This window comes from Thermosporothrix hazakensis, assembly GCF_003253565.1.
GTDB classification, from domain to species: Bacteria; Chloroflexota; Ktedonobacteria; order Ktedonobacterales; family Ktedonobacteraceae; genus Thermosporothrix; species Thermosporothrix hazakensis.
The window spans coordinates 1-18,420 of the sequence record NZ_QKUF01000045.1 but is presented as its reverse complement, the minus strand read 5'-3'; the positions used below and the strand labels follow the sequence as shown (position 1 = coordinate 18,420).

At 53.9% G+C, this 18,420-nt stretch carries 15 protein-coding genes; 6 read left to right on the top strand and 9 right to left on the bottom strand.

What is annotated here, in order from left to right; translation table 11 throughout:
- Positions 1 to 9 precede the first annotated feature (9 nt).
- On the bottom strand, positions 10 to 2,676 hold the full coding sequence (locus EI42_RS29620; protein ID WP_211326412.1) for a M1 family metallopeptidase: 2,667 nt from the start codon (positions 2,674 to 2,676) through the stop codon (positions 10 to 12).
- 353 nt (positions 2,677 to 3,029) lie between these two features.
- Here EI42_RS29620 and EI42_RS29615 point away from each other — a divergent pair, with 353 nt between their 5' ends.
- Positions 3,030 to 4,721, top strand: a complete 1,692-nt coding sequence (locus tag EI42_RS29615; RefSeq protein ID WP_111326246.1) for an ABC1 kinase family protein — start codon at positions 3,030 to 3,032, stop codon at positions 4,719 to 4,721.
- Positions 4,722 to 4,746: 25 nt separating this feature from the next.
- Here the strand turns inward: EI42_RS29615 and EI42_RS29610 are convergent, their stop codons facing one another.
- Together EI42_RS29610 and EI42_RS29605 are read right to left on the bottom strand one after the other, a co-directional pair.
- Positions 4,747 to 5,529 (bottom strand): MBL fold metallo-hydrolase, encoded by a 783-nt coding sequence (locus tag EI42_RS29610; protein WP_170143013.1) that lies wholly within the window; start codon positions 5,527 to 5,529, stop codon positions 4,747 to 4,749.
- A 17-nt stretch (positions 5,530 to 5,546) separates the two neighbouring features.
- A complete protein-coding gene (locus tag EI42_RS29605; RefSeq protein ID WP_111326244.1) occupies positions 5,547 to 6,335 on the bottom strand; it encodes an NUDIX hydrolase in 789 nt (262 codons plus the stop codon).
- A 298-nt stretch (positions 6,336 to 6,633) separates the two neighbouring features.
- On the opposite strand from EI42_RS29605, the gene aroE reads away from it, so the two are divergent.
- Together aroE and EI42_RS29595 are read left to right on the top strand one after the other, a co-directional pair.
- Positions 6,634 to 7,539 carry a shikimate dehydrogenase gene (gene aroE, locus EI42_RS29600; protein ID WP_111326243.1) on the top strand — a complete coding sequence of 302 codons (906 nt, stop codon included), beginning with the start codon at positions 6,634 to 6,636 and terminating at the stop codon, positions 7,537 to 7,539.
- A 76-nt stretch (positions 7,540 to 7,615) separates the two neighbouring features.
- Complete coding sequence (locus EI42_RS29595; RefSeq protein ID WP_111326242.1) at positions 7,616 to 8,560, top strand: fumarylacetoacetate hydrolase family protein; 945 nt, start codon at positions 7,616 to 7,618, stop codon at positions 8,558 to 8,560.
- A gap of 54 nt (positions 8,561 to 8,614) precedes the next feature.
- Here EI42_RS29595 and EI42_RS29590 read toward each other — a convergent pair whose 3' ends face one another.
- The 6 genes from EI42_RS29590 to EI42_RS29560 all read right to left on the bottom strand — a co-directional run bounded on the left by EI42_RS29590 (position 8,615) and on the right by EI42_RS29560 (position 14,732).
- Positions 8,615 to 9,577 (bottom strand): VOC family protein, encoded by a 963-nt coding sequence (locus tag EI42_RS29590; protein ID WP_111326241.1) that lies wholly within the window; start codon positions 9,575 to 9,577, stop codon positions 8,615 to 8,617.
- 312 nt (positions 9,578 to 9,889) lie between these two features.
- A complete protein-coding gene (locus tag EI42_RS29580; RefSeq protein ID WP_137686126.1) occupies positions 9,890 to 10,612 on the bottom strand; it encodes a DUF805 domain-containing protein in 723 nt (240 codons plus the stop codon).
- Positions 10,613 to 11,497: 885 nt separating this feature from the next.
- Positions 11,498 to 11,845, bottom strand: coding sequence for a cell division topological specificity factor MinE (minE, locus tag EI42_RS29575; protein WP_111326238.1), 348 nt, complete (start codon positions 11,843 to 11,845; stop codon positions 11,498 to 11,500).
- A 12-nt stretch (positions 11,846 to 11,857) separates the two neighbouring features.
- Positions 11,858 to 12,697: a septum site-determining protein MinD gene (gene minD, locus EI42_RS29570; RefSeq protein WP_111326237.1), complete on the bottom strand. Its 840-nt coding sequence runs from the start codon at positions 12,695 to 12,697 to the stop codon at positions 11,858 to 11,860.
- Between the two features lie 199 nt (positions 12,698 to 12,896).
- Positions 12,897 to 13,643, bottom strand: coding sequence for a septum site-determining protein MinC (minC, locus tag EI42_RS29565; RefSeq protein WP_170143012.1), 747 nt, complete (start codon positions 13,641 to 13,643; stop codon positions 12,897 to 12,899).
- Positions 13,644 to 14,042: 399 nt separating this feature from the next.
- Entirely contained in the window at positions 14,043 to 14,732 is a 690-nt protein-coding gene (locus EI42_RS29560; RefSeq protein ID WP_111326235.1) for an ArsR/SmtB family transcription factor, read from the bottom strand.
- A gap of 125 nt (positions 14,733 to 14,857) precedes the next feature.
- Between EI42_RS29560 and EI42_RS29555 the strand changes: the two genes are divergently transcribed.
- The 3 genes from EI42_RS29555 to EI42_RS29545 form a co-directional block, all read left to right on the top strand.
- Positions 14,858 to 16,300, top strand: coding sequence for an MFS transporter (locus EI42_RS29555; RefSeq protein WP_111326234.1), 1,443 nt, complete (start codon positions 14,858 to 14,860; stop codon positions 16,298 to 16,300).
- A gap of 22 nt (positions 16,301 to 16,322) precedes the next feature.
- Positions 16,323 to 17,150, top strand: coding sequence for an aldose epimerase family protein (locus EI42_RS29550; RefSeq protein ID WP_111326233.1), 828 nt, complete (start codon positions 16,323 to 16,325; stop codon positions 17,148 to 17,150).
- Between the two features lie 395 nt (positions 17,151 to 17,545).
- The coding region (locus tag EI42_RS29545) for an ATP-dependent metallopeptidase FtsH/Yme1/Tma family protein (protein ID WP_146505460.1) at positions 17,546 to 18,420 on the top strand (875 nt) is incomplete at its 3' end.

Sequence of the window (18,420 nt, the reverse complement as noted above, 5' to 3'; positions counted from 1 at the left end):
TCTCGAAAACTAGGAGAGACGGGCATCCAGAGCCGAAAGCCGCTCACGCAACTTACGATTCTCCTCGCGGATCTCCTCAAGGTCTTTGCGCAGCTGCTTAAGTTGCTCTTCGCTTCCATCAGCCGACTTGAGCGCAACGGCCACAGAAAGCGAAACCCGTTTGACGCTCTCGTCCAGATCTTTTTCAGCGGCCCGCTCAAGCACAGGAATAGCCCGCTTCTCGCCGAAAGCAAGCAGGGCCCTGGCAGCCGTTGTCCGGGTCGGAGCCCAACTATCATGCTCAACAGCCTGACAGAGTGCCGTGACCGCCCGTTGTCGCACCTCCTCGCTGTAGAGGAGCTTATTGCTACCCACAGTGCCCAGTCCTGCCGCAGCATAGCGACGCAGCGTGACATAGTTTGTTTTGTCGCCGAGGTACTGGCACAGGGTGTCGACAACACGTTCATCACCGGAGGCACCCATACCGGTAAAGATGCCGCTATGCACGATATAGAGCCAGGAAGAGCGATCAAGCACCGAGTAGAGCGCGTCAACGCTGCCCTCAACGCGTGTCTTACCGAGCGCCGCCGCCACACTGGACTCAACTCGATAGCTAGGATCGCCCTTCTCCAGCAGCGCCTTCAAGACCTGTGCAGAGCGCTCTGCCTGCTCTTTGCGCACCGGAGCCTGAAATTCGCCCAGAGCCGTCGCAATGGCGGCGCGGGCCTGTGGCTGCTGATGCGGGTCAAGCTCCTGCAAGGCGCGAATCAGAATATCCTGTGCCTGATCGGTGCCTTGCTTGCCAATAGCGGCGGCCGCCTCCGCTCGCACGCCATAGAACGAGTCTTGCAATAGAGCGGTTTCCAGCGCCTTCAACGCCTCGGGCTCGCTGCGCTCTGCCAGCGCCTCGATAGCCTCAATGCGACCAAGCACATCAGGATCATGCGCAAGCTGATAGCACAGCATGTTCGTTGGGAGGCGGAACTGCAAAGTCTTAAGAACCCAGCCATCAGGATCGAAGCGCACCATCAGCGGCTCACGCTCAAGCGGGAAGAAGAAGGCCTGCTCGGTCTGACCACCTTCGCCTACGACAACGCGCAACGTGAGCGTCCTGGTATCGGTGGTGTTGGGGTCTTTTGCCGCCTCATCAGAGGCAGGGATAGTAAAGGCCAGCTCAACCGGCACCACGAAGCAGGGGGTCAGATCGTCGATCTTCTGTGTCTGCTTGACCACAACCTTCGCCAGTTTCTGCGCCCGATCCCAGTTATACTGTACCTCGAACTCAGGGTAGCCACCATGATACACCCACTGCTGGAAGAACTGCTCCAGACTGCGCCCGGTCGATTCCTCAAGCGCACGCTGAAGATCGGCCGTCACGACCTCGCGGGTGCGGTTGCGCTGAAGATAGTAGTTAATCGCACGACGGAACGCCTTTTCGCCAAGCTGATGCCGGAGCATGTGCAGGACCCACTCACCCTTTTTATAGGTGTGGGCATCGAACATCTCCCATCCTTCATTGCTCCAGACATTGTAGACAATCGGGCGGCGATAGTGCTTGTCCTCGTTCTGGTAGGACTTCATTTCCTGGTGCATGGAGTATTTGAAATAATCCTTGCCAAGATCATGCTCACCCCAGAGCTGATCAAAATAGCTGGCAAAGCCCTCATTCAGCCAGGTATTCGACCAGTCACGGCAGGTGACCAGATCACCAAACCACTGGTGCGCCAGCTCATGAGCAACCACCGCCTCATAGTCCGGCCGCATATCAAGCGCGGCACGCTGATCCAGCAGCAACGAGAAAGAATGAGTAGTAGTGGTTGTATGCTCCATTGCGCCAGTATACAACTCCACGACTGTCTGCTTGTAGTTATCATAGGGGTAATCGACGCCGATAAACTCGGAGAAAAAGCGGATCATCTCTGGCGTCTTGCCCATCAGCAGGCGAGCATCCTCAACGCGATCTTTACGCACATAATAGGTCACAGGCATGCCCTGGAAGGTATCTTCGACGACAGCGAAGTCACCAACAACCAGCGAGAGCAGGTAGGACGCATGAGGCACGGAATGCAGCCAATGATGTGTCTTTGTTGCGCCATTGTCTTTGACTTCCAGCAGGTTGCCGTTCGCGATGGCAATATACTGGGCCGGAGCCGTGACCAGAATCTCGGTGGTCGCACGATCGTTGGGGCAGTTATGACAGGGGAACCAGTAAGCGGCGTACTGGGGCTGATGGAAACTATAACAATGGGTAAAGCGCCCGGGTTCTTCGGGAGCTGGTTTGACAAAATTCAATCCGATACGGGGGCGGGCATGGTAGGAAATCGCAACAGTAAACTCTTCACCATGCTGATAGACGCGATCCAGCGTGACAACAAGTTGCTTTTCTCCGACGCTGTACGCCAGTTTTCCGCCACCAACAAGTGTGACTTCATCAATATGAAGCTCAATCGCATCAAACGTGACGCTGGTTACCTCTTCAAAGAGAGCGGAAAAGGTGGTATAGGCGGTACCACTGACCGTCTCCTGATCGAAATCCAGACTGATATCAAGTTTGACGTGCTTCACGTCGGCAGGACGATCAGGCGGGAATTGCACCTCGGCACCAGGCAGAGCAAACGAACGGGCAGTCGGGGCGGGTCCTGTTCCAACAGGCTCTTGCCAGGCAAACAGGCTGTACCCATCCCCAAGAGAATGCACACGATTACAACAATGAACCAAAATAAATCACCTCTGTTTCTAGTTTTCCACATTGACGCTGTAGACCGGGGAATACCCTCTCCCTCGCCCCCTCTCGCTACCAGGCATAGAACATGAAGCACAAACCACCTTCTGAGCGTTCTCCCCGTGAGCCCTTCTATCAAGTCCCTCCATTCTCTCTATGTGCTTTATTATAGCATGTGTAAACGAGCGTCGCTGACTGGCCCCGCGCCAGCACCTCCCCTTCCGACAAGGGACATAGCCAGAGAAGTGGTCCTTGAACCGATCCCTTGCGTGGCCGTACTACTATTAGAGAAACGGAGTCATTGTAACAGGGAACGAAAGGCGTCTGTATGCGGGCAAAAACACCGCACATCAACAGGTTTGCTCAGATCGTACGTTTCTATCGGGTTTCGCGTCTGCTCCTCTGGACGATATGGGTCATTTATCGGGAGCGCCAGCGCGTGATTCGAGCAAGAGAGCGTGGCGATTATGATGCGAAACCAAATAGCGAAGTACTCATCAAGGTGCTGGAGGCCTTCCGCGATACGGCTATCCAACTGGGGGTTCTGATGATTAAGCTCGGGCAGTTCCTCAGTTCACGCGCCGATATGCTCCCCGAGGATGCCCTGAAAGTGCTTGCCGACCTTCAGGACGAGGTGCCCCCGGCCCCGTTCGAGCATGTGGTTGCCGTCCTTGAAACAGAGCTTGGCAAGCCTGTCGAAGAGATTTTCAGTGTGCTGGAACGAAAATGTACCGCGGCCGCCTCGCTCGGACAAGTCCATAAAGCCGTGCTCGCCTCAACCGGGGAAACGGTAGCCGTGAAGATCCAGCGCCCTCATATACACCAGCTTGTCAGCATGGATCTCAGCACGATACGCTTTGTGATCTGGGTGGTCAACCGCTTTGTGAATCCAGATTTTGTCGATCTGGTTGGACTCTTTCGCGAGTTCCGTCGGACCGTCTTTGAGGAGATCGACTATGTGACGGAAGCCGCCAATATCAAGCGCTTTCAGGAGATGTTCAAAGACGATCCCACCATCTCTATTCCGCGCGTGTACGACGAGTATGTGTCCCATCATGTGCTTGTGATCGAGTGGATCGATGGCATCAAATTAAACGATTACGCCGCGCTAGAAGCAGCAGGCTTCGATCGGCTGGAGGTCGCGAACCGGACAGTACGAGCCTATTTCTATCAATTCTTTGAAGTCGGCTTCTTTCATGCTGATCCGCATCCCGGCAATATCTTTGTCAAAAAAGGCTCACCGGTCGATGATCCGGTCATCGCCCTCGTTGACTTTGGCATGGTTGGCACTCTGACCAGCTATATGAAGAAGACTTTGCGGGATCTCTTCATTGCTCTGGTCATGCGCAACGCTCACGATATCGTTGAGGCGCTCTTCAAACTGGGCTTTATCGGCAAGGGAGCCAATCTGACAACGCTTGAGCGCGGCATCACCATTCTGCTCGATCAGTATTACGGTATGACGCTCGGTGAGGTCAGCAATATCGATTTCAGCCAACTTGCCAGCGATCTTGAAAGCCTGCTCTACGGGCAACCATTTCAGATCCCGGCCCAGTTCGCGTTCAGCGGCCGGGCAGTCGGGACACTGGTTGGTGTTGCAACCGGACTGGCTCCAGAATTTAACTTCTTTGATGTCGCACTTCCCTATGCGCGCAAGTTCCTGCAATGGGATAGCAAAGGCATCGCGCAAGCATCACAGGATCTCTTCCGGGAAGTGCTCAACACGGGAAAGCTCCTGCTCACACTTCCGGGCTCACTGGAACGTCTTATCAGCCAGATCGAGTCCGGGCAGGTCGAAGTAAAGGTCAACAACTTTACCGGTAACGGTAAGCGCAAGCGACATAACGGGCAGATAACAATCAGCGAAGGCAGCGCTTCGAGCGCTCTCACCTGGCTCCTTGTCTTTGGCTCTTCGCTTGGCTCAGGGATCTATTTGCATTCCTTACACCAGGGCCTTGCGGGCTGGTTCTGCTTCGGGCTGGCAACGCTCAGTGTGCTTGGCCTGTTGCTCAGGCGGTAACACCTATAACAAAGGGGAGGCACTGCTATTCCCTCCCCTTTAACCGCCAGCGATCGTCCTGGCAGATCGCACGCTGCTCCCGCTCAAGCTTTTTCAGGTGGGCCGAGACAGAGAACGCCGCGACCGGGTACAGGCTCTCGCGAACGTCCGTATAGACTCGCCGAACCAGTTCCATTACCGTCGCCTCCCCCTGATCAAGCGCGGCGATAATCTGCTGTTCACGTTCCATACGATGGGCAATATATTCCGCAAGCTTTGCCTGTGCGTTCTGAATCACCGGCCCATGAGACGGCACCATCTCGTTCATATCCAGCGCTTGCAGGCGATGCAACGTCTCCATATAGTCAAAGAGATCTTCAATCACGACGGTGCCAACACCCGCCACTACGTCTCCAGCAAAGAGCACGCGCCCCTTTTCGAGATAGAAACAGAGATGATCAGCACAATGACCCGGCGTATAGAGCGCCCGGAGCGTATCGCTTCCAGTGGAGAAGGTCGTCCCGTCAGCAATTTCATGGTCGAGAAAGGGCATCGTCTCACGACGAAAGCCATAAAGAGCGGCTCCGGTTCGCTCGCGCAGCTCAACCGCCCCCCCGATATGGTCGGGATGACTATGTGTCAACAGAATCCGAGCGACGCCGCCACGCTCCTCAGCCGCTTGCTGAATCGCATCGAGGTGCTGAGGGTTGGCGTCGGCAGGATCAATCACCAGGGCGCCGCTTGCAGGCTCTCCCAGAACAAGCGTATTAGTTCCCGGTCCTGTCATCATCGAAGCATTCGGTGCAAGCAGCACTGTATACAGTTCCATAGGTTGTTTATCCTCTCTTAGAGCTTCCAGAGGAAATCCGGCGTTTCTGGTAAATAGACAAACGGCCCGCCTTCTTGTTCCAGCCAGCATGGTTGATGCGTTGGCACATAACGCGTTCTGGTCGCCTCCACGGCCTCCCGCACAGTACGAAATGCCGAGAGATCCCGAAGCTGATGGAAGGTCGGGAAGGCAATCGGGAAGGTTCCCGCCTCAAAGCGTTCCAACGCGACCACCGGTTCAATCCAGAGACCCTCGCTGGTTTCCAGACGATCATAGAGCGCTTCCTGCTGTGCCGGAGCTGCTGCAAGAAAGAAATGAGTGTCGAAGCGCCGTGGAAGCTGTTCCGGGGTAATCCAGTGCGCGAAATAGGCAAGCTGATCGAAGGCGGGCTGCAACCCTTCCTGCTCAAGAATAGTACGCAAGCTGACGGCACGCTCGTTTAATTGCTGCCGATAGCTCGCAAAGCGCTCAACATCTTCCTGTGGAATCGCCAGCACATCGGTGCCACGATATGCCAGAAGGACGTTTCCTTCCTCAAAAAGCTCACGGATAGCTGCAGCCCTGACCCCACTTCCCAGGGCAGTGCGTCCCTCCGGGTCAGCGCCCTCTAGCTCTACCGTGAGGGGCGCCTGTTGCTCAAGCGCTCGATCGTCTGCGGCGGCAGACCCACCAGGGAACACATAGATATCGGGCATAAACTCGCTCTGCACCACTCGCCGCACCATATAGACCTCTATTCCCTCACGCCCGGGCGCTCCATCGCGCAACAACATCACCGTTGCAGCCAGCCGCGGTTGTATCGCCATACCATTCCTTCTCCCGTCTTTTTTTCAGAGCAATACAGCAAGAGCACCTGACAACGCAAGGTCATCCAGATGCGTTTCACTCTATATAGTACCATATGCACGCGCCACACCTTGTCACCAAAAAAGCCGAGGCTTTATGGTATCATGATAAGAGAATGGTTCTTTTCTCCCTTTCTCTCTGTTATACTGAAGAGAGGCGCTCGCTTCGGTTCAGAGGTGGGCAAAACGTCAAACAAACGGCTTGCAACCAGGAGAATTACTCCAGGGCCTATTACTATGGCTATTTGAGAGCATGTCTATGCCAACCAGTCAGCTATCTACGTATAATAACAACGTACCATCCCGCGTGACACCATATCTACGCGTGGGCTTAATTGGCGACCCCGTCGCACATTCCTACTCGCCTCGCTTCCAGCAAGCCGCACTGGATGCTCTGGGAATCCCCGCCCGCTATGACCTCTGGCGCACTCCAGCCGAGCAATTGATTGATCGCATTCGCTCGCTCTGTCAAAAGCACTGTATTGGAGCGAACGTTACCATCCCGCATAAGGAAGCCGTGCTTCCGTTGCTTGACAAGGTAGACCCACTGGCGGAACGTATCGGCGCAGTGAACACCATTGTGCATCGTGACGACTATCTGCATGGCTACAATACTGATGCCTATGGCCTGCTCATGGCCCTCTATGAAAATGGAATCGGTGAGCAGAGCACCGATGGCTCCATTGCATTGACAGGCTATACTGCGGTTTTGCTTGGAGCAGGGGGAGCGGCCCGGGCGGCAGCCTTCGCGCTGGCAGGAGCCGGCGTCCAGCGCCTTATTATCCTCAATCGCAGCCTGGAACGCGCTCAGCACCTCGCTGCGGACATCCAGAAGGTGTATGATGGGCCGGTGTTTAGCCTGAATGATCCAGCGTTCCTGATCTCTCACTCGTCATCAATCATCATCAACGCGACATCCGTTGGCATGCATGGAGATGTCAGCCCATTACCAATAGAGGTACTTTCTCGCTTTGAAGCAGATACCTTTGTCTTCGATATGATCTATAACCCGATTCAAACCCACCTGCTGCTTCAGGCGCGTACTATGGGGCTTCGCGCGGCAAATGGTCTGCCGATGCTGCTCCATCAGGGAGCGCTCTCGTTCGAGCTCTGGTTCAACCGGCCTGCCCCGCTGGATGTCATGCGCACGGCACTGCAAATCTAACGCTGGCTCGCGCCATACACTGCCTGCTTTGTTGTACAATGAGGTACTTCTATCTTGAATGTTAAGGAGTGAACCCATGCGTTTCGTCACATTCTCCACCTCGCAGTTACCAACTCCTCACCTGGGGTTGCTCCGTGATGATGAGGTACTTGACGTTGACCTGGCGGGTCGCGCTCTCAAGCAGGACGTCCCTGACCAGATGCTCGATCTCATTGACAACTATGAGCACTATCGCCCCGCACTGGATGCCCTTCTAGAGAAGGCCGGAAAGCGCCGCTTCTCTGAGGTCAAGACATACACCGATATTGGCGCAGTTCACGCTCTCTCAGAAGTCGAGCTGGCAGCCCCGATTCCCCGCCCACGTAAAAACGTGATATGCCTTGCCGTCAACTATAGCGAGCACGCAAAGGAGACGGCGGGCGTCCGCGAGCATAAAGGGGAGATCCCTCAGATCCCGGTATTCTTTACTAAGGCAACAACCAGCGTCAACAGCCCGTTTGGCACCGTCGAGATTGACCCGAGCGTCTCCACCGAACTGGATTGGGAGGTTGAGCTAGGCGTCATTATAGGCAAACGTGGCAAGAATATTTCAGAAGAAGAGGCGCTTTCCTATGTCTTCGGCTACACCGTTTTGAACGACATGACAGCTCGCGATCTTCAATCAAACCACAAGCAGTTCTTCAAAGGCAAGAGTCTGGACGGAACCTGCCCGATGGGTCCCTGTATTGTAACCGCCGACGAAATTCCCGATCCTCAGAACCTTGGCATTCGTTTGCGCGTCAACGGTGTGACCAAGCAAGACGGCAATACAGGCATGATGATCTTCTCAATTGCCCGATCAATCGCAATCCTCTCAAAGGGTATGACGCTTGAGCCCGGAGACATCATTGCGACCGGCACCCCGAGCGGCGTTGGCTTCTCGCGCAAGCCTCCTGAATTCCTGAAGCCCGGCGATGTTGTTGAATCCGAAGTTGAGCAAATTGGTACCCTGCGCAATCGCATTGTCGAAGCCGGGAAATAACACCCGCAAAAAAAGAGAGCAGAAAGGCGCTGTTTCCCTTTCTGCTTTCCTGCTTTATACTGGTGTTTCTTCGCGCATCCAGGGCGGTAATATGCCCCAGAGATTCCAGGCTGCTGAACGCGTATGCCACAGGCGCGGCGGAATTGTCACATCACGGTCATGATATTGCTGCAATTCGGCCGAGAGCTCCACCTGAATACCCTCAACATCAGCAAAACGCACGAAGAGGTCTTCTCCGGCACCATGTCGACCCGGCCCCCAGAGAATGGGCACCTGCTGCTGACTGAGATGATCAGCCCAGTGCAAAAGCTCCGTCCCATTCGCAATAGCATATCCGACGTGATCGATGCCAGTCTTGCCCTGAAGCAGTACCAGCGAGTGGTGATTACTGTCACAGCGCAACCACGCACACTCACGCAGCAGCCAATCCGAGATATCGAAGCCGAGCGCTTCTGTATAGAACTCAACCATCTCTTCAAGGCGCTCCGTCTGCAAAGCCACATGCTGTAACGCCAGAGGACGCCGCAACAGGTGCGCCTTGCGGGTCGCATGTGGAGGTGTCAACAGCTCGTTCGCGGTCACCAGAATCTCGACCCGGTTTCCATCAGGATCATGGAACCAGAGCGTATCTCCCTGATCGGGATCACCATCGCGAGGTTCAAAAGAAAGCTCTACTCCGGCCATTTGCAGCCGAGCGGCCAGAGCGGCCAGTTCGGCATCAGTATCAACACCAAAGGCCAGGTGATGCAGTGGACTATACTGTACAGGCTTACGTCCCTTCTGGATCACCGGGCGAGTATCCTCAAAGAGGCCCAGACAATGCGTGGTCTCATCTAACGTAAGAAAAAGGCTGCTCTCGTTATCATCCAGCCCATCATTCGTATCGGCGGTATCAAGGCGCAAATTCAGGCCAAGTATCTGGTGATAGAAACGCGCCTGTGCGGGAACGTCCGCAACCCAGAGTCCAACATGAACCAGACGCTTGACTTTCACCTTCTGTATTTGCTGATCACTCACAGCACCCCTCCTTCAGCCAGAGATGGGGCAGGTGCTCCCTACCTGTTTCCTTGCACATCTGCTTGTTCGCGGGCGCGGTCATATTCTCCCGGCAGGCCACATCTCTCGCTGGCTAAGTAACAACACCTGTCTCCCTGGTTTTCAGCGGCTCACAACCGAACCGCCTGCATTCTGTATCTCGCAGCCCGGAACATCCCGCTTGTGATGCACCAATGCGTTCAGCATGTTCCAGAAACTGACAGAATACTCCCACTATACCAACAGGTATCATACCTAGCCAGAAGAAAGAGGGTCAATGAATTTACCCGAAGGTCATATCTTCTTCTCACGATTCTCTCCCTTTTCCTCCCCGTTCTTTTTCTCTTCGACTACTTCACCTGAATCATCGTTCTCTTCCGTATCATCAGTCTGAGTAACAGGTAAAGAGTTCTCGGCTTCCTGTGAGGGGTCATGCTCAAGGAAATGCTCTACATTGGTCGAGGAGAGATCGATTGTTTCCAGCACACGTACCAGAGGGGTTGAGGGAATGGCAGGAACCGGGGTTTCGGGCGCGGAACGATCCTGTGTTTGTGTCTGCTGTTGGTCATGCGGTTGCTCTTGCTCGCGCAGCTTTGCCTTTTTCAGCTTTTTATAGCGAAGCGAGGCACGAATCTCCAAAAACAAAAGCCAGACCGTTACCGCCGCTGTCATAGCCCACGCGATAGCAAGCAGTAACAACATCACCCAGGGACTGAGCACAAATATTGTCAGCAACACACCGGTCACAATCACAGCCACAATAACCAAGCAATAAAAAAGGAGTAAGAAAGAGCGCCAGAACCGTGAGCGGCGCAAGCGCACCCCATGCCCCGTCGCGCCCGCTTCATGGCTCTGTCCTTTTTTTCGGCGTTTAATGGCGCTCCGACTGATCGGAACACTGCGCCGTACTTCAGGTGGCCAGACGGCTCTACTGATACCACAGGCGGATTGCGGTATGAATAGAGACGAATGCTGATGCCATCTTCTCTCTTTATGTCTCCGTTCTACCCTACTCACACTACTCACCACATATCTTTTCAGGCAGATTACCCGGCCATGTCAATGAAGTGCCGGAGTGCATCCGGCAATTTCAGACGCCGGTGTAGTCGAGCATGTTTCACGCTGTCGGATAACAATGTATCCCCAGGGAACATCTCTTCCTCACATGTATTGTATCCTTTTTCTCGCCTCTACACTCAATCATTCCCCCCTCATACTTTTTCCTCACTACTCCCACACAACCACCCTTGAGGGATCGCACTGCTTTTCCCCTTTCCAGCGTCTCAACACCTGCATACTCCACCCCACACAAACCGAACGCCAGAAAGCCAAAGCCTTTTTCAGTGGAATGATCTTTTCACCACAACCACCACGAGGATACAATAACCACCACAACCACACCACCATATCTCCACACCGGCACTTCATTAACACCGGGCCATCTCTCTTGTTGTCGTCTCTCCCTCCTTTCCACCTTCACACAGCACCGACAAAAGAGCCTGATGCTTGAATGTCCAGATATCGTGATTTGTCAAACTCGCCTCCATATCGTCTGGAAGCTCCGTCAATAGTATTGTAACATCGTCTTTTCTCTTTCAGGTTATGAATACATGAAGAATCAGTTAAGAATAGATATACGTACGAGCAGACTTCTTAACCTTTTCTGTAGATTATTTAGCTATAACGATATCATTATGAGATAATATCTCTATTTAAAACACGATAGAAAAGATAGAAGTCAATCTCTTTAATGTGCACCAGTATTTTCTGATATTACAGAATGAATGCTGTGCACGCTTTTCGTGGACAACAAAAAATCCATCCGTCGCGCCTGCAAAGGATGGATTTCGCTGGAATCAGAAAACAAAATGACAGCAGACCAGAAGGGTGCTGTCTTCCTGCTTAATCGTGGGTTCCCTCATCGTCCTCGATATTAATGCGGCCCCGCAAGACCTCTTCAGAGGGAGTATAAGCGGGCGGGTCCCAATCAAACGTCACGCGCTGGCGCTTAATCGGAATATCTGCCTGTAGCTTATCATAGCCCGCTTCGCGCGTCAGATTGATCTGGACCAGTTTCTCATCAACCTCCAGGCGACGAGAAAGCACGCCGATCAGCTCTTTTTTAATCAAATTGAGTGTTTCGGGGCTGACCTTGAGCCGATCATGAACCAGTACGACTTTTAAGCGCTCCTTCGCCACCTCACCCGGTGTCGGTTTTTTTTTCCCGACCATAAATTCAAAAACACCCATAACTTGCCCCCTTTAGGATGATTGAGAGCGCAACCGCCTATCCGCAGGCGCAGGCCCAAACCCTACCAAGCGTCGTAGTTTTTCCAGAAGTGACGGAGCTTCTGAGACGACATCCTCAAGAGGAATTTCTTCACCTAGCAGGCGTAAGGCAGCATTCACAAAGGACCGTCCAGCCCGCGAGCGCTTATCATAGACTGCTGGCTCACCCTTATTGGTAGCAACAATGATAGCCTCATCCTCAGGAATAATTCCTAACAGATCAATGCCCAATACTTCCAGTACGTCTGCCACATCCATCATATCGCCCCGTTTGACCATCTCGGGGCGCAACCGATTGAGCACCAGTCGAGGTTCTGGCTTGCCCGCAGCCTCAACCAAACCAATGATTCTATCTGCATCACGGACAGAAGCCATTTCGGGATTTGCCACAATAATAATCTCATCCGCCCCGACAATGGCATTGCGGAACCCCTGCTCAATGCCTGCTGGAGAATCGATCACCACAAAATCGAACTCCTGACGCAACTGCTGGCAGAGCTGTTCCATCTGAACGCTGTTGACGGCATTTTTATCACGTGTTTGAGCAGCAGGGAGAAGATAGAGGTCCGGGAGACGTTTATCCTTAATCAAAGCTTGTCTCAACCGACATTGCCCCTCTACTACATCTACAAGGTCATAGACAATGCGGTTTTCCAGCCCTAACACGGCATCGAGGTTGCGAAGTCCAATATCAGCATCAACAACCGCAACCTTCTTTCCTTGCAATGCCAATGCCGTTCCCAGATTCGCCGTTGTGGTTGTCTTGCCGACGCCACCTTTGCCTGATGTGATCGTGATAATCCTGCTGTCCATGACCTTACTCCCCTGTCTTCAGTTCTGTTCTCTGCTGACGAGCGTTGTGATCTCGCTCAATCGCTACATAGTATACCACGAACCGTCCTGAAATAGAAAACGACACAGACCAAAACAACGCCGTTTGTTGCGCATTCACGCGGAAAGATGCGGCGCAGCTCTGCCCTTCTGTTTTTCAAGGCGGAGTGGTATATTCACGCTACTTGCGTGGAGGACGACCACTCACCCAGGTCTCAACCACAATCTGGCCCTCACGGATCATCGCCACTTCGGGACTGGTCTGGGCCTCAAAGCCCTCGGGTGGACGCGAGAGCAAATGAGCTATACGTAATTGCACCGGTGATAGGTACAGCGAACACACAACGGCGCTCTCGTTGTTGGGATAACCCGCGTGAACCATGCCGCGCAGCATCCCCCAGACAATGATATCGCCTCCCGCCACGATCTCTGCACCTGGATTCACATCACCGAGGATAACGATATTACTCGCATGTTTGATTGCCTGGCCCGAACGAACCGTCCTTCTGATAAAGAGCGTATCTGCTGAAGTGCGCGGGTCTTTTGTAACCGAAGCTGGCATAGCTGCCGGTTGCAGCTCCCGTGTCACCGTCACCCGTGGTGTCGGGGGAGGAGCTGGCGGGGGACTCATCGGTGCAAAGTGTTCGGGCGGCAATTGAACCGTTTTGGCCTCTCTCTGCACATCCACCCTGTCGATTGCGGCTACCGACATCTGATAGTGCGCAAGCAGCCTCTCCAACTGGATTCGCTCACTCACGCGAAGCGCACGACGACTGGTATCAACCGTTAAAGAGGCTCCCCGAAAAAAGGCAGGAGCCTCAGCAAGCCGTTCAGCCAGTGCATTCAATAAGTCACTAAACGGCATTTCCGGTTCCAGCGTCAGGAGCAAGCCACTACGCGTCCCCTTAATCGCGATATGTGCTGGCACAGTCTTCCTTTCCTCTCTTCTCAGCCCATTCGAGCGATCTCTTCCTTTCAATGCCTCCGACGCTTCTCTTTCCTTTCTCTCCTCCATAGTCATTGAGCCCCGTTGTTGTTGTGGAGCAGGTGTGTACTGACACCTCATGCCACCACATACATTTTTATGAATATGCTCAATATGCATGTTCCGTGGACATCGGTACAGGTAAACACTTGCTGTGGCGGCTACGCCTCCTCGTTGATACCAGCCTGGATTGTGTAGCCCCAAAGTCCAGGAGTTTCTTGAATTCTAGCTTAAACCAAACAAAATGTCAAAGAACGCGCCTTTTCTCCTGCCGACATAGAAGAACTCCGTGATATCGCCGCTTCCCTCTGCTCCTTCACACTGCCCCGAACGCTTCCCGCCTCAGTGCACTTCCAGGCCCAGCATTTCGCCGAGTCCCTGCTTCCCTGCGTCGGTCAGGCGCACCGCTCGGCTATCTGGCAGGCGGAACATCCACTTCAGCTCAAAAAGACGCCGGGCAAGGGCGGCCGCCAGCGCTCCAGCCAGATGGTGTCTGCGCTCACTCCAATCGATATGCCAGGGAACAAAGATAGGCTCCCGCTTTTTCAGCTTGCTTCGATCAACGCGCAGGGTGTCAAGCCACTCTTCTCCCGCTGCCGTGACAATATAGCCTTCTTCCAGTGCTTCCACAAGCCCACGCCGCTCCATTGCCTCCGTAATCCGCACTCCCAGTTCCCCGGCCAGATGGTTGTAACACATACGTGCCTGACGTACCGCACTGGCCTGCTCCGACTCGCTCAAGGTCCGAATCGCTTGTGTTGGAGCGTAAAGCGCCAGCATTTCCAGCACATGTGTAATGGATGGGTCACGCAGGGTAAAGAAACGATTTCGCCCCTGCTTTTCCATACGTAATACCCCCTCATCAACCAACCGCCGAAGATGCCCACTGATGGTTGAAGGCGCAACTTTGGACTTGCGAGCCAGTTCCCCGGCGGTAAAAGCTCTTCCATCCGAAAGCAGCAACAGGATGGTCACACGTGTTGGATCAGCCAGCAATTCAGCAAATGGTGCAATATTGATATCACCTTGCATGGTCTCCCTCTCCTTTTGAGAACGTCTTTTCTATTTCCCCACATTATACCCGCGAAATAGTTCACGTCTCACCGAACTATTTTGCCCCTACACTGTGATAGTGTGAAAAGGAGGAAAAGAACAAGATGACTGGCTTGCAAAAAACGCGCGTGGCCGGAATCGCGCCTCTGATCGCGGTCTGCACCGGCTACTTTATGGTGATCCTCGATACGACAATTGTCAATGTCGCGCTGGAAAATATGCGCCTGCAACTGCATGCGGACCCGCTGGCCCGCACCTGGCTGGTTGACGGCTATAGTCTGATCCTGGCAAGCCTGCTGCTGAGCGCCGGACTGCTCGGAGACCGCTTCGGAAACAGACGTATATTCAGTGCGGGCTTGCTGCTCTTCACGCTGGCTTCGACGCTCTGCGGCCTTGCACCGTCGCTCTGGATGCTTCAAGCGGCCCGGGTGCTTCAGGGGGTCGGGGCGGCCTTGCTGCTCCCCTCCTCGCTGGCGCTGCTGAACCAGATCTTCACAACGCCCAAAAGCCGTGCTCGCGCTATTGGAGCCTGGGGAGCTATCGCCGGGATTGCAGCGGCAACGGGTCCAGTTCTCGGAGGCTTCCTTGTACAGATGTTGAGCTGGCGCGGTATCTTTCTGGTCAACGTACCGATTGGGCTCCTCGGGCTCTTGCTAACGCTTCGTGTTCTTCCACCAGGCCGAGCGAACAGGCAGCAGAGCTTCGATCCCGGGGCGCAGGTAACTGGCTGCCTGGCACTTGGTCTGTTGACGTTTCTATTGATCGAGGGGCGTCATCTTGGCTGGCTCAATCCGCTCATTGTTGGCTCATTGGCTGCGGCGGTTCTGGCGACGCTGCTCTTTCTCCTGATCGAGAAGCGCGTCAGTCGGCCCATGCTTCCGCTTGCCCTCTTTCAGCGTCCGGCCTTTTCGTTCACCACGCTCCTGGGCCTTCTGCTCAACTTCTCCTTTTATGGAGAGCTCTTTGTCCTCAATCTTTACTTTGCGCAGGTCCAGCAACTGGACGCTTTTCACACAGGGTTGGCAGTTCTGCCACAGGTAGGTATGGCGCTGATTGGCTCGTCTCTGGCGGGACGTGTAACCGGGAGATACGGGCCACACCTCCCCATGTTCCTCGGGCTCCTCAGTGCAGCTCTGGGCTTTTTGGCGCTGAGTATTGCTCAGGCACATACACCTTACTGGTTGCTTTGTCTGCCGATGCTGGCGATAGGCTTCGGCACATCCTTTACCATGCCAGCCATGACCACGGCCTGTATCGCGGCCGCTCCTGAAGAGCGTTCTGGCATCGCGGCTGCGGTCTTAAACGCGAGCCGGCAGGTCGGCTCCGTGCTTGGCGTCGCCCTGCTGGGCATGCTGGTCGGGGTCGCAGAAAAAGGGGCATTTCTGGCAGGAATGCATACGGCACTCTGGTTAGCATGCGGCGCATATCTACTCGGCCTCCTCTGTGTGCAGGCGAGTAAGGCCAGAGGCGAGGAGGGCTTGCAATCTTCTCACTCCATGAAAGACAATGCAGACGAGAGAAACTCCATTGCAAGAAATCATCACTAAAGGAGGCTAGATAGACACAACAATGGAAAAGCCAACGGATTTCCCGATGCAACAGGAGCGCGTCCTGACATGCGGCGATACCACAATCGGGATTCTCCCGGAAATTAATCTCGTCTCTCACTTTCAAGTGGGTAACTGGCCGGTCCTCTATCGGGCGATAGGAACTGGCAACGTGCGCCGTTGGGGCATGCCGCTGATGATTCCCAATTTCTCTCGGTTGAAAGATGGGATCTTTGAGGATAAGGGAACTTCGCTCCCCATGCACGGCTTTGGGCGCTTGCTTCCCTGGAGCGTTACAGCCCAGACTCCCCGCAGCATCACGCTGCAATTGAACAGCAACGAGACCACCCACGCACAATATCCCTACGACTTCAGGTTTCTCACGCATATTGAGGTCAGCGAGAACACACTGACCTATACGCTGACAATGGAGAATCATTCCAGCGAGGTCATGCCGATTGCGCCCGGCTTCCATCCCTACTTTGCCGTCGGGCAGGCAGAAAAAGCTCAGGTGATTACTGATGGCCCCGAAGGCTTCGCAATCGATCAGTTCCAGTGGGATACGAACCCGCCCGACAGGCTCTATCCTTTTACCAACCATGAGCTCAACGTTCAAATCCCAAAAGGAGGCTTCCTCAGCATCCGCGAGCTTCCGGTCAATAGCTCCTACTCACTGGCACATCTCCAGATCTGGTCCGAACCGGTCACAGCGCCCGATCACGAATTTATCTGTTTTGAGCCGGTTGTTGCTGGAGAGAACAGTCTGAATTTGAAGCAAGAACGTCTGAACATTCAGCCCGGCTCCTCGCATCAATTGATTCTTCAGCTTCACGCCCGTCCGTTTGAGTAGGGCAACAGGGAACAGGTCGAGCAGAAGCGAGCGCTGCACCGTTCCACACATCCGGGCTCGGCCTTTCCTGCCTCTCGCGCCGCTTCAGCAAATTTCTCGTCGCCCGACAAAATGTAATACCTGAAGCATATCACCAACGTATAACGTATAGAAGAAAGTAGATTTATCCCTCCGGTCTCTCTCTCCGTGCCTCCTGATCCTATCAGAACTCAAGCCGGAGACAAAATATCCGTTTTAGAAAAGAGAGACCACAATATGTATACGCTGATCTATTTGTACGTGCATTTCCAATCGCAGTACGATATAATAAACAATGCCATAAGATGGCCCGTTTATCCTTTTTCAGTAGATTATCAAAGGGTAATCGTTGGAGGCCCAGAAAGCAGGTAATTCTCATGGACAACAAGCCGGACAACAATCTCTGGCTACAAAATAGTAACGATAGACAACCAATGCGCCCCGGCCCCTCAGGCCGCCCGAACGGGCAGAACTCCAATCCACCCCCGAGCAACCGCTTTAACACGTGGTTACTGGTGTTAGTTCTGGCTATGCTGGCGCTTTTTCTCTTTAACTACTTTAACACTCTCGGGAGAAACGCGAATTCGCCTCGCTTTGAAATGGATTACAGCGAGTTTCTCCAACAGGTGGAGCAGAAGAACGTTGAGTCTGTCACCTTTCAGGGAGACAGTGAGATCACCGGTACCTTCAGGAACTCATACAAGAATCATAAAGAGTTTAAAACGTATCAGCTCCCGATACGGGATCCACAGTTGCCGGATTTGCTCCGCAAGAATAACGTTACAACATTCACGTATGAGCCTCCACCAGATAACTCGCTCTTGATTAACCTGCTGATTACCGTTGTGCCGCTCATTTTCCTGATTGGTGTCTCTATCTACCTGAGCCGCCGTGTCTCTCAGGGTCAACAGGGGATCTTTAATTTCGGCAAAAGTCGTGCCAAGCTGATTCTTGAGGATCGGCCAAGCACCACCTTTGCGGATATCGCAGGCGTTGACGAGGCCAAATACGAGCTACAAGAAGTCGTTGAGTTCCTCAAGACGCCGCAGAAGTTCCAGCGTCTGGGCGGCAAGATTCCTCGTGGTGTGTTGCTGGTGGGTCCTCCGGGAACTGGTAAAACACTGCTGGCTCGTGCCGTTGCTGGTGAAGCAGGCGTGCCCTTCTTCTCCATGAGCGGCTCTGAGTTTGTTGAAGTGCTGGTCGGTGTTGGTGCCAGTCGCGTGCGTGACCTGTTCGATCAGGCCAAGAAAGC